The 11,702-nt window shown below is 44.8% G+C and carries 11 protein-coding genes; 9 read left to right on the forward strand and 2 right to left on the reverse strand.

The window, feature by feature from the left end:
• The first annotated feature begins 35 nt into the window (after positions 1-35).
• Positions 36-926 (forward strand): class A beta-lactamase, subclass A2, encoded by an 891-nt coding sequence (bla, locus tag C233_RS0118610; protein WP_018669042.1) that lies wholly within the window; start codon positions 36-38, stop codon positions 924-926.
• A 183-nt stretch (positions 927-1,109) separates the two neighbouring features.
• Here the strand turns inward: bla and C233_RS0118615 are convergent, their stop codons facing one another.
• On the reverse strand, positions 1,110-1,559 hold the full coding sequence (locus tag C233_RS0118615) for a type I restriction enzyme HsdR N-terminal domain-containing protein (RefSeq protein WP_018669043.1): 450 nt from the start codon (positions 1,557-1,559) through the stop codon (positions 1,110-1,112).
• 96 nt (positions 1,560-1,655) lie between these two features.
• On the opposite strand from C233_RS0118615, the gene C233_RS0118620 reads away from it, so the two are divergent.
• The 5 genes from C233_RS0118620 (at position 1,656) to C233_RS0118640 (ending at position 6,554) form a co-directional block, all read left to right on the forward strand.
• Positions 1,656-2,432, forward strand: a complete 777-nt coding sequence (locus C233_RS0118620; RefSeq protein WP_018669044.1) for an AMP nucleosidase — start codon at positions 1,656-1,658, stop codon at positions 2,430-2,432.
• An 11-nt stretch (positions 2,433-2,443) separates the two neighbouring features.
• Complete coding sequence (gene holA / locus C233_RS0118625) at positions 2,444-3,463, forward strand: DNA polymerase III subunit delta (RefSeq protein WP_018669045.1); 1,020 nt, start codon at positions 2,444-2,446, stop codon at positions 3,461-3,463.
• Positions 3,464-4,342: 879 nt separating this feature from the next.
• The gene (locus tag C233_RS0118630; protein ID WP_018669046.1) at positions 4,343-4,807 is read left to right on the forward strand and encodes a helix-turn-helix domain-containing protein; all 465 of its coding nucleotides are present in this window, start codon (positions 4,343-4,345) and stop codon (positions 4,805-4,807) included.
• Positions 4,808-4,878: 71 nt separating this feature from the next.
• Positions 4,879-5,655, forward strand: coding sequence for a dihydroorotate dehydrogenase electron transfer subunit (locus C233_RS0118635; RefSeq protein WP_018669047.1), 777 nt, complete (start codon positions 4,879-4,881; stop codon positions 5,653-5,655).
• On the forward strand, positions 5,643-6,554 hold the full coding sequence (locus tag C233_RS0118640) for a dihydroorotate dehydrogenase (RefSeq protein WP_026314924.1): 912 nt from the start codon (positions 5,643-5,645) through the stop codon (positions 6,552-6,554). The genes C233_RS0118635 and C233_RS0118640 overlap by 13 nt, the downstream gene beginning before the upstream one ends.
• A gap of 93 nt (positions 6,555-6,647) precedes the next feature.
• Here C233_RS0118640 and trmD read toward each other — a convergent pair whose 3' ends face one another.
• Positions 6,648-7,325, reverse strand: a complete 678-nt coding sequence (gene trmD, locus C233_RS0118645; RefSeq protein WP_018669049.1) for a tRNA (guanosine(37)-N1)-methyltransferase TrmD — start codon at positions 7,323-7,325, stop codon at positions 6,648-6,650.
• 97 nt (positions 7,326-7,422) lie between these two features.
• Here trmD and ligA point away from each other — a divergent pair, with 97 nt between their 5' ends.
• The 3 genes from ligA to C233_RS0118660 all read left to right on the forward strand — a co-directional run bounded on the left by ligA (position 7,423) and on the right by C233_RS0118660 (position 11,637).
• Positions 7,423-9,420 (forward strand): NAD-dependent DNA ligase LigA, encoded by a 1,998-nt coding sequence (ligA, locus tag C233_RS0118650; RefSeq protein ID WP_018669050.1) that lies wholly within the window; start codon positions 7,423-7,425, stop codon positions 9,418-9,420.
• A 103-nt stretch (positions 9,421-9,523) separates the two neighbouring features.
• Complete coding sequence (dapA, locus tag C233_RS0118655; RefSeq protein ID WP_025069115.1) at positions 9,524-10,417, forward strand: 4-hydroxy-tetrahydrodipicolinate synthase; 894 nt, start codon at positions 9,524-9,526, stop codon at positions 10,415-10,417.
• Between the two features lie 878 nt (positions 10,418-11,295).
• Complete coding sequence (locus tag C233_RS0118660; RefSeq protein WP_018669052.1) at positions 11,296-11,637, forward strand: ISAon1 family transposase N-terminal region protein; 342 nt, start codon at positions 11,296-11,298, stop codon at positions 11,635-11,637.
• The last annotated feature ends 65 nt before the right edge of the window (positions 11,638-11,702 follow it).

The raw sequence follows: 11,702 nt of genomic DNA on the forward strand, positions 1-11,702 counted from the left end.
ATTTGCAAACTCTACAAATGTATGGAATTAATCTCATGAAACTCAGATATACCCTGATATATGCGCTATGCCTCTGCATAAGCCTTACCGTACACGCACAACAGCAACAGGCATTGAAGGAGCGGATTGCCGGTTTCCTGAAAGAAAAAAAAGCCACCGTCGGCGTAGCTGTACTGGCCGACGGCGATGAAACCGTGCTGCAGCACAACGACCGGGTGCGTTATCCGCTGCTGAGCGTGTTCAAATTCCATGTGGCGCTAGCCGTATTGGATAAGATGAACAGGCAGGACACTGCTTTGGACAGCATCGTCCATGTAAAGGCATCCCAGTTACATCCTGACACTTACAGCCCGTTGCGGAAAAAATACGCCGGGCAGGATGCGGACATTTCCCTAAAAGAGCTTTTGCAGTACAGCATCTCGCAGAGCGACAACAATGCGTGCGACATCCTGATAGAGTATGCAGGGGGGATAGGGCATATCCACGAATATATCAAAGGCTTGGGCATCAGCGGTTTCAACCTGTCGGAAACGGAAGATTCCATGCACCGCGACCCTCAAAGGACATACCTCAACTGGAACACTCCCTCCGAAATGGTGCGGCTGCTGAAAATAGCTTACGAAAAAACGCTGTTCGCTCCCCGGTACAAGGATTTCCTATGGAAAATCATGGCAGAAACCAGTACGGGAAGCAATAAGCTGAAGGGCTTGCTGCCATCCGGTGTAACGGTAGGACACAAAACCGGCTCTTCCGACCGCACGCCGGAAGGGGTGAAAATTGCAGACAATGATGCCGGGGTTGTAATCATGCCCGACGGCAGGAAGTACTATATCGCTGTTTTCGTAATGGATTCGAGCGAAACGGACGAAGAAAACGCCGCCATTATAGCCCGCATCTCGCGGATGATATACGACGGGATGCAGTAGAAAAGGGCAGGAGAGAGGCGTAATCTATTTTTATTAACGGTACAGTATTGTGCCAGCATCTCCGATACCCCTCCACACCCTATTCCTGCGGGGGGTATAATGAGTATACGACTAAACCTATTTAAGTATACGACTGAATGGCATTCAGTCGTATAGTGAATGCCATTCAGTAACGCACCGAAATCAGAGGTTATCGTAATCAGGGATATCTTGTAAGAAAGTATAACTATTCCGTTCGTAGTCCATATGGCAGCAATAGTGGCTAAGGCCATTGCTCACTATCAGATAGTCTACCTTCAGCACCATATTGTAGCGGGTTATCTGGTCAAAAACCTTCTGGGTTATTTCTACATCGGGAGCTTTGTACTCTACAATCATGCGTGCCGTGAGGTCGCGCCGGTAAAGCACCGTATCGCAACGCTTCTTAGTGCCGTTCAACTGTACCTGCACCTCGTTTGCCATAAGCGCCTGCGGATAACCCTTGTACATCAGGAGAAAGTGCACGAAATGCTGCCGCACCCACTCCTCGGGGGTCAGGGCAACATATCGGCGGCGGATAACATCGAAAATACTCCTTTTTCCATTCCTTGCAATAATCCTGGCATCGAACGCCGGCAGATTCAGTGAGAACATTCTACTTTAATTTCTTGTTTTTACTTTTTTATTGTACTTTTGTGAGTTAAATAATCGTTCTCCAACGGCTTTAGGGAACAAATTTAATGAAATCTTATGAAAACAAAGGAAGAAATCGTAGCTAATTGGCTGCCCCGTTACACAAAACGTAACCTGGAAGATTTTGGAGAGTATATCCTGCTGACCAACTTCAACAAGTATGTAGAAATTTTCGCCGAAAAATTCGATGTCCCCATTCTCGGCAAAGATGCCAATATGATTTCTGCCAGTGCGGAGGGGATAACCATTATCAATTTCGGAATGGGAAGCCCCAACGCTGCGATTATCATGGATTTGCTGAGCGCTATCCAGCCCAAGGCATGTCTGTTCCTGGGCAAGTGCGGCGGCATAGACAAGAAGAACAGGATAGGAGACCTTATCCTTCCTATCGCCGCTATCCGTGGCGAGGGTACGTCCAACGACTATTTTCCACCGGAAGTGCCGTCGCTGCCGGCATTTATGTTGCAGCGCGCCGTTTCGTCCGCCATTCGCGATTATGCCCGCGATTACTGGACTGGGACCGTATATACCACCAACCGCCGTATCTGGGAACACGATGACGATTTCAAGGAATATCTCAAGAAAACCCGTGCCATGGCGGTGGATATGGAGACGGCGACCTTGTTCAGTTGCGGCTTCGCCAATCATATTCCTACCGGAGCCTTATTGCTGGTTTCCGACCAGCCGATGATTCCCGAAGGGGTGAAAACCGATAAGAGCGACAGCATAGTAACGCAAAACTATGTAACGGAGCACGTTGAAATTGGCATCGCGTCCCTGCGCATGATTATCGACGAAAAGAAAACCGTAAAACATCTGAAATTCGACTGGTAAAACTACAAAATATGGCAAAGCAGGAAATTACGTGCGACGACATCCTGAAGGAACTGAAGGCGGGGCAATACCGCCCTGTGTACTATCTAATGGGCGAGGAGCCGTATTACATCGACCTCATTGCCGACTATATAACGGATAATGTGCTGAGCGAAACCGAGAAGGAATTCAACCTGACCGTCGTATATGGTGCCGACGTGGATGTAGCCTCAATCATCAATGCCGCCAAGCGTTATCCCATGATGTCCGAACACCAGGTGGTGGTGGTAAAGGAAGCGCAGAACGTACGCAATATGGAGGAGCTTTCCTACTATCTCCAAAAGCCGCTGCTGTCTACCATACTGGTGATATGCCACAAGCACGGCGTGCTGGACAGGAGGAAAAAGCTCGCTGCCGAAATAGAGAAGTCCGGCGTATTGTTCGAATCCAAAAAGGTGAAAGATGCCCAACTCCCTGCCTTTATCACCTCGTATATGAAGCGTAAGGGGATAGACCTCGAACCGAAGGCTACTTCCATGCTGGCCGACTTCGTTGGCACTGACCTCAGCCGCCTTACCGGAGAGCTGGAGAAACTGATTATTACACTTCCAAAAGGTCAGACACGCGTTACCCCGGAACAGATAGAACGTAACATCGGAATCAGCAAAGATTATAATAACTTCGAACTCCGCAGCGCTATCGTGGAAAAGGACGTATTAAAGGCTAACAAGATAATAAAATATTTTGAAGAAAATCCGAAAACCAATCCGATTCAAATGACTTTATCTTTACTTTTCGGGTTCTTCTCCAACCTGATGTTGGCTTATTATGCTCCCGAAAAATCGGAGCAGGGCATTGCTTCGTTTTTAGGTTTGAAAAGCCCGTGGCAGTCGCGCGAGTACTTAAGTGCCATGCGGCGGTACAATGGGGTAAAGACAATGCAAATCATCGGGGAGATACGGTACACCGATGCCAAATCCAAAGGAGTAGGCAACTCCTCGTTAAGCGACAATGACCTTTTGCGGGAGCTGGTCTTTAAAATCCTGCATTGATTGCCCGGTCAGGGCTTCTTTATATAAAAGAAGAAAATATAGAAATAGCCCGGTTTGGTATCATTCTGTCATATTTAGGGGGATTTTCCCCCTTTTTTTCTATTATCACGTTATCCCGGTACTATAAAAAGTGCTATAATCAGCTGTAATACAACAAAATAAGTCATAAATAAACCTCTGAGAATCGTTTCTTTTCAATCATCCGGACACTCTTACAGAAATAAAACAAGGATTTCATTGTTATGGTATATAGGCTGGCGGAATATCAGCCTGCTTTCTATTTTGTCACCAATTTTCATATTTCGGAATGTGTTACCCAATCAGGTTTTACCTCGATTCAGTAGGAAAATAGTTGCATGATACAATTATTGAATATTACTTATGTGAAATAGGGAATTTACGCATATACACATCACAATGCTAATATTACCATATGTAATAATGCAATAGGGTATACATTTGTAAATACATGAATTCACATCGATATTTTATCACTTTACATTCATATAGTATATAGGGTTAACCACAAGTATTATATAGTATATACTCTTATAAATCTGATAAATATAGAATTATACTCGATTATTTAATTAATATAGCCGGGTGTATACTTCAAACATTTGTAATGTGCGAATACCTGTCTATATAATATAATCATATTCTATTAAATATCAGTATTATATATCATTTTATTAAACTTTCAATAATAGATATTTTTTAGGCTTTAAGGGATAAATCAGTTATGTAATATCACATAAGTAAATCGTGCGAACAACTTTGTAAACTACCCGATATTACATTTTTTATTTGCATTTGTGATTTTTATTTTTTACTTTTGTAATCAGTAATTTTAGAATACAAATGTAATACCTCTACGCCATGAACATAAAGGATAGGTTCAAAATGATAATGGACAGGGAAAAGCTGACTGCCGGAGCATTTGCCGAAAGCATCGGAGTAGCTCAAGCCACCATTTCCCACATCTTAGGTCCCCGCAACAAATATCCGAGTACGGAAGTTATTCTCAGGTTGCACCAGCGTTATAACGACATCAACCTCGAGTGGCTACTAACCGGAAAAGGAAATATGAGCAATGACTCCCCGTCTGCCGAAAGTAACGGTGGATTCGACTATCCTTTATTCGCCGAGAATCCCGAAAACCTGGCCAATGAGCCGGATACTTCGGAAAATCGCAAGGAAATCGCATTAGAAACAGTGCAGAAAGCACCTAAAGAAGTTGTAAGACAAGAGATTATCTATAAAGAAAAGCCCCCACGGAAAATTACTGAAATAAGAATTTTCTTTGATGATAACACCTACGAAACATTCAAACCGGAAAATTAAGAGGCAACAACGGCTATTTGCGCAAATTCCCGTATCTTTGCATCCAAAAGATAATTCTTCTTTATAGATATATGAAAAAATACATTTTAGATTTAACAGTGACCGAGAATGTCCGGCTGCATGCCAACTATGTGCTGCTGAAACTGACTTCCCCGTCCCAACTTCCGGAGATGCTGCCGGGGCAATTTGCAGAGATTCGTGTAGACGATTCGCCCACTACTTTCCTGCGACGCCCTATCTCCATTAATTATGTAGATAAACAGCGGAATGAGGTATGGTTCCTTATTCAACTCGTAGGCGACGGAACCAGGCGTTTAGGCGCGGCAAAAAAGGGAGATGTAATCAACGCAGTACTTCCGCTGGGAAATGGCTTTACAATGCCTGTAAATCCCTCGGATAAGCTTCTGTTAGTGGGTGGCGGCGTAGGTACAGCGCCCATGTTGTACTTAGGCGAGCAGTTAGCCAGGAACGGAAGCAAACCGACGTTCTTATTAGGCGCCCGGAGCGACAAGGATTTGCTGCAATTAGAAGAATTTGCCGCTTATGGAGAGGTATATACCACGACGGAGGACGGTAGCCACGGCGAAAAGGGATACGTCACCCAACATTCCATACTGGATAAGGTGAGCTTCGGGCAGATATATACCTGCGGTCCCAAGCCTATGATGATAGCTGTGGCAAAATATGCCAAAAGTAAAAGCATAAGTTGCGAGGTGTCTCTGGAGAACATGATGGCATGCGGCATAGGGGCTTGCCTGTGTTGCGTAGAAAACACTACGGAGGGGCATTTATGTGTATGTAAAGAGGGTCCGGTTTTTAATATAAACAAACTATTATGGCAGATTTAAGTGTAAACATTGGTGAATTACAAATGAAGAATCCGGTAATGACGGCATCCGGAACCTTCGGATATGGTGAAGAATTCGCTGATTTCATCGATATATCGCGAATAGGTGGTATAATTGTAAAGGGTACTACCCTTCACAAACGTGAAGGCAACCCGTATCCGCGCATGGCAGAAACTCCTGCCGGCATGTTAAATGCTGTGGGACTGCAAAATAAGGGTGTGCATTACTTTGTAGAGCATATCTATCCGCGCATCAAGGACATAAAAACCAATATGATTGTGAATGTATCGGGGTCTGCTATCGAGGACTATATGGAAACAGCGGCAATCATTAATGAACTTGTAAATATTCCTGCCATAGAACTGAACATTTCCTGCCCCAATGTCAAGCAAGGCGGAATGGCATTCGGGGTCACGGCAAAGGGAGCTGAGGAAGTGGTAAAAGCCGTACGCTCAGTTTACAAAAAGACACTTATCGTAAAGTTGTCGCCCAACGTTACGGACATCACGGAGATAGCACGCGCTGCCGAAAACGGCGGCGCAGACAGCGTATCGCTCATAAATACCTTGCTGGGAATGGCTGTAGATGCAGAACGCAGGCGTCCCGTACTCTCCACCGTAACAGGCGGTATGTCCGGCGCCGCAGTGAAGCCTATCGCCCTCCGCATGGTGTGGCAGGTTGCTAAGGCGGTAAAAATACCGGTCATAGGCTTGGGAGGTATCATGAACTGGAAAGATGCGGTGGAATTTATGCTTGCAGGTGCGTCCGCCGTCCAGATAGGTACGGCAAACTTCATCGACCCGGCAATTACCGTGAAGGTTGCAGAGGGTATCGATGACTACCTCGACCGGCACGGATATAAGTCTGTAAAGGAGATAATCGGTGCGCTTGAGGTATAGCGAATAACAAAGCATAGCCATTCGCAATTAATTTTCATAAAAAAGGACATCTGCCTATGGATGTCCTTTTTATTTTTATTTACATTCGGTATTTTATTCGCCCAGCAAGTCGGGACGCAATTTCCGTGTTCTTTCGAGTGACTGCTGCAACTCCCATTCCTTAATTTTCGCCTCATGCCCTGACAGTAAAATATCCGGAACTTTCCAACCTTTGTAATCTGCCGGACGTGTATAGACCGGAGCAGCCAAAAGGTTATCTTGAAAAGAATCGGAAAGTGCGGATTGTTCGTCGGAAATTACCCCGGGGATAATACGCACAATTGCATCGGCCATAACGGCAGCCGCCAGCTCTCCACCGGTCAGCACATAGTCTCCGATACTGATTTCTTTCGTAATGAGGTGTTCGCGGATGCGGTAATCTATTCCCTTAAAATGCCCGCAAAGGATAATGAGATTCTTGGCAAGGGACAGCGTATTGGCCATAGGCTGGTTGAACTGTTCTCCGTCGGGAGTGGTAAAAATAACCTCGTCGTAATCGCGCTCTGCTTTCAAAGCTTCGATGCAGCGCTCTATGGGCTCTATCTTCATAACCATTCCGGCAAATCCACCGAAAGGATAGTCGTCTACCCGCCGGTATTTATCTTCCGTATAATCCCGGAGATTATGAATGTGTATTTCTGCAAGCCCTTTATTCTGAGCACGTTTCATAATGGAGCAATTGAAGAAACCTTCAATCATCTCCGGTAAGACAGTGATAATGTCAATACGCATATATTTAATTTTTCCGCAAAAATAGTGTAAGTTAAGAGTAAAAGCAAAAAATATTCGGGAGAAACCCGTATTTTTGCGTTCAAACTCCAGAATCGTTATGACAGTAAAAGAAAAGATAGACCAGCTACGTACCGACTTGCATCGGCACAACTACAATTATTACGTGCTGAATGCTCCCGAAATATCCGATAAAGAGTTCGACGACAGGATGCGCGAATTGCAGGAACTCGAAAAAGAGTACCCGGAATATCAGGATGAGAATTCGCCTACCATGCGTGTAGGAAGTGACTTAAACAAGAATTTCACGCAAGTTACCCACAAATATCCTATGCTTTCATTGGGAAATACTTACTCTGAAAGCGAGGTCGCAGACTTTTACGAACGGGTGAAAAAGTCTCTGAACGAGGATTTTGAGATATGTTGCGAACTGAAATACGACGGCACATCTATTTCACTGACTTACGAAAACGGCAAGTTGGTACGTGCCGTAACCCGGGGCGACGGCGAAAAGGGGGATGATGTAACGGACAACGTAAAAACAATCCGTACCATACCGTTGGTGCTTCATGGGGATTACCCCGAATTATTTGAAATCAGGGGGGAGATATTGATGCCCTGGGAAGTGTTCGAGGAGCTGAACCGTGAAAAGGAAGCGCGCGAAGAACCGCTTTTCGCCAATCCCCGCAATGCGGCCTCCGGTACTTTAAAGCTGCAAAACTCTGCCGTTGTAGCCTCACGCAAGCTCGATGCTTATCTGTATTATCTTTTAGGAGAGGAATTGCCTTGCGACGGACATTATGAGAATTTGCAGGCTGCTGCCGGCTGGGGTTTTAAAATCTCGGAACATGCCAAAAAGGTTCATAGTATCGAAGAGGTGTTCGAATATATCAGATACTGGGATACCGAGCGTAAGAATCTGCCGGTGGCAACAGACGGCATCGTCCTAAAGGTCAACAGCCTGCGCCAGCAGAAGAATCTCGGTTTCACCACAAAATCTCCCCGCTGGGCAATAGCATACAAATTTCAGGCAGAGCGTGCCCTGACCCGTTTGAACAAGGTTACTTACCAGGTGGGGCGCACTGGTGCGGTTACTCCGGTTGCCAACTTAGACCCGGTACAGCTATCCGGCACTATTGTAAGAAGGGCTTCCCTGCACAATGCCGATATTATAGAGGGACTGGACTTGCATATCGGCGATATGGTTTATGTGGAAAAAGGAGGCGAAATCATTCCCAAAATTACGGGTGTGGATAAGGATGCGCGCGGTATGCTTATCGGCGAGAAGGTAAAATTCATCACTCACTGCCCCGAGTGCGGCAGCAAGCTGATACGTTACGAAGGGGAAGCTGCCCATTATTGCCCCAACGAAACGGTTTGCCCTCCTCAAATAAAAGGTAAAATAGAACATTTCATCAGCCGCAAGGCTATGGATATTGAAGGGTTGGGCCCTGAGACTGTGGATATGTTCTACCGTTTGGGACTGATTGAAAATACGGCGGATTTATACAGGCTTACCACCGATGATATCAGGAACTTAGACCGTATGGGCGAAAAATCGGCAGAGAATATCATCAAAGGAATCGGAGCAAGCAAAGAGGTTCCTTTCGAAAGGGTGCTTTTTGCGTTGGGTATCCGCTTCGTGGGAGAGACGGTAGCCAAGAAAATAGCCAAATCTTTTAAGGACATAGAAGAATTGGAGAATGCAGACCTCGACAAGCTGGTAAGTATCGATGAAATCGGTGAAAAAATAGCGCAGAGTATCTTGGCTTACTTCGCCAATCCATTGAACCGCGAGTTGGTGGAGCGTTTGAAAGCCAATGGACTGCAACTTTACCGGAAGGAAGAGGATTTGAGCGGATACACCGACAAGCTGGCAGGACAGTCTGTCGTTATAAGCGGTGTATTTGCGCATCACTCGCGGGACGAATACAAGGAGCTGATAGAGAAAAACGGGGGAAAGAACGTGGGCAGTATCTCTGCCAAGACCAGTTTTATCCTGGCGGGCGAAAATATGGGTCCTGCCAAATTGGAGAAGGCACGCAAATTGGGGATAAAGATTATGAGCGAAGATGAGTTTTTAGCGCTCATATCCTAACAGATTTCTACAAAAAACTTTTTTATAGCTTATATTTGTATGGTAAATCGAAAAAAATCGTACTTTTGCGAGTCATTTAATTAGAGATTACTTTATAATACTCATGATACAGACAAAATTGAAAGGAATGGGGGTAGCGCTGATTACTCCATTTAAAGAGGATGAAAGCGTTGATTACGATGCATTGATGCGTTTAGTAGATTATCAGCTTCAAAACAATACTGATTTTTTATGCGTGCTCGGCACCACGGCAGAAACTCCGACTTTGACTGAAGAGGAGAAAAAGAAAATCAAGAAGATGGTTATCGAACGTGTGAATGGAAAAATTCCTATCCTGCTCGGAGTAGGCGGAAACAATACGCGTGCGGTGGTAGAAACTCTGAAAAATGACGATTTCACCGGCGTGGATGCCGTTCTTTCTGTTGTACCGTATTATAACAAGCCTTCCCAGGAAGGGATTTACCAGCATTATAAGGCTATCTCCGAGGCTACAGACCTCCCGATTGTACTTTATAATGTACCGGGACGTACCGGTGTAAATATGAAGGCAGAAACGACCTTGCGTATTGCACGTGATTTCAAGAATGTGATTGCAATAAAGGAGGCATCGGGCGATATTACCCAAATGGATGATATCATCAAGAATAAACCCGCTAATTTCGATGTTATTTCGGGCGATGACGGTATAACTTTCCCTTTGATTACCTTGGGAGCAGTCGGTATCATCTCGGTCATCGGAAACGCCTTTCCACGCGAATTCAGCCGTATGGTGCGTCTGGCATTGCGGGGAGATTATCAAAATGCACTGACTATCCACCACAAATTTGCCGAATTATTCAAATTACTTTTTGTGGACGGCAATCCTGCCGGTGTAAAAGCCATGCTGAATGCTATGGGGATGATTGAAAATAAGCTCCGGCTTCCATTAGTACCGACAAGAATCACGACTTTCGAAGCTATGCGCAAGATATTGAATGAACTGAACATTAAGTGTTGAACGTAAGCTGCGTTAACCCTATATAAGCCACATAAAACCCTGCGTATGCAGGGCTTTTTTATTTTTACCTATCGTACCACCCGTACCGTATTGAAACAAGGCATACTTGCATATTCTCCCCTCATTTTTATCCTCAGCCGCTCGCTTGCCGCCTCTTCCGTTACACTCGAAAAGAATATCTCAGGACACCAATATCTGTTATGTATCATATTAAGAATAAGAACATTACAGTTTCCTACCTATAGGAAACTTCCGTTTTCACACACAGGAACGACAGTTTCTCATAATGGAAATGACAATTTCCCCTAATGGGAACGATAGTTTCTCCTAATGGAAATGACGGTTTCCCTTAATGGGAACGATAGTTTCCTCTAATGGGAACGGCAGTAACCCCAAGCGGGACTGTCTTTTGTATGGTTGTCTACTTAGGTTCGTTCCGATTGATACCAAAGCGTTAAATCCGGTTGTTCTTTTGCAGGCATTTCTCTAAAACATAGGGACAGGGCTTCACATTATTTTATTATTTACTTATTTCTGTTTGAATGTAGGTGTAAGTGGGAATACTCTTGCAGAATTGAAGGCTTTTCCTCAAGAAAAAGAATGAAGCAAGCCTCTTGAGAGACATGGTTAACTGGAGCTAAATAATCAAGCGTGTCTGCAGGAAGCCCTTTCTTTCTATTCAGACTAACAAAAATTTATGCTTAATCTATATGAATCCCTCAGATTTTTACGTTGACCCGGGATTGGGGCGTTTCGGTTTCATGCGCCAAAGATAACTATTTTAACTAATTCCCCCAAGATTTCAGGGGTCAACGTAAAACTCTGAGGAGTATATCCGATAAAATCTTATCTTTGCCTGCAACAACAGCACAGTAATTATGGAAGCTAGCGGTTATCGTCTCCTTCTTCCCGAAGGGACATTGGATTATTTCAACATTTCCGATGTAAAGGAAAGCAGTAGTGAAATCGTGATTTACCTGGAAGAGAAAAATGAGCTTCCCGGTGAGTATTCGAATGTCAAAGTGGAAAGCAAAGGCTTCTACGCTCCTGTGGTGGTTCAGGACTTCCCCGTCCGTGGCAAGCATCTTTTCCTGAATATCCGCCGTCGCCGGTGGATTTTGAAAGACGAGGGGCGTTACGTAAGCCGTAACTGGAAACTGGTGGCGGAAGGCAGCCGTATGACGCATGAATTTGCGTCTTTTTTAAAAGAATTATATTGATACGCTTCCTGTCAGTTGTAAGCTGCTGGGAAGCCTGTTCGGTGTGGACGGTGAACTTCTTGAAC

The sequence above is a fragment of the Bacteroides gallinarum DSM 18171 = JCM 13658 genome (assembly GCF_000374365.1).
GTDB classification, from domain to species: domain Bacteria; phylum Bacteroidota; class Bacteroidia; order Bacteroidales; family Bacteroidaceae; genus Bacteroides; species Bacteroides gallinarum.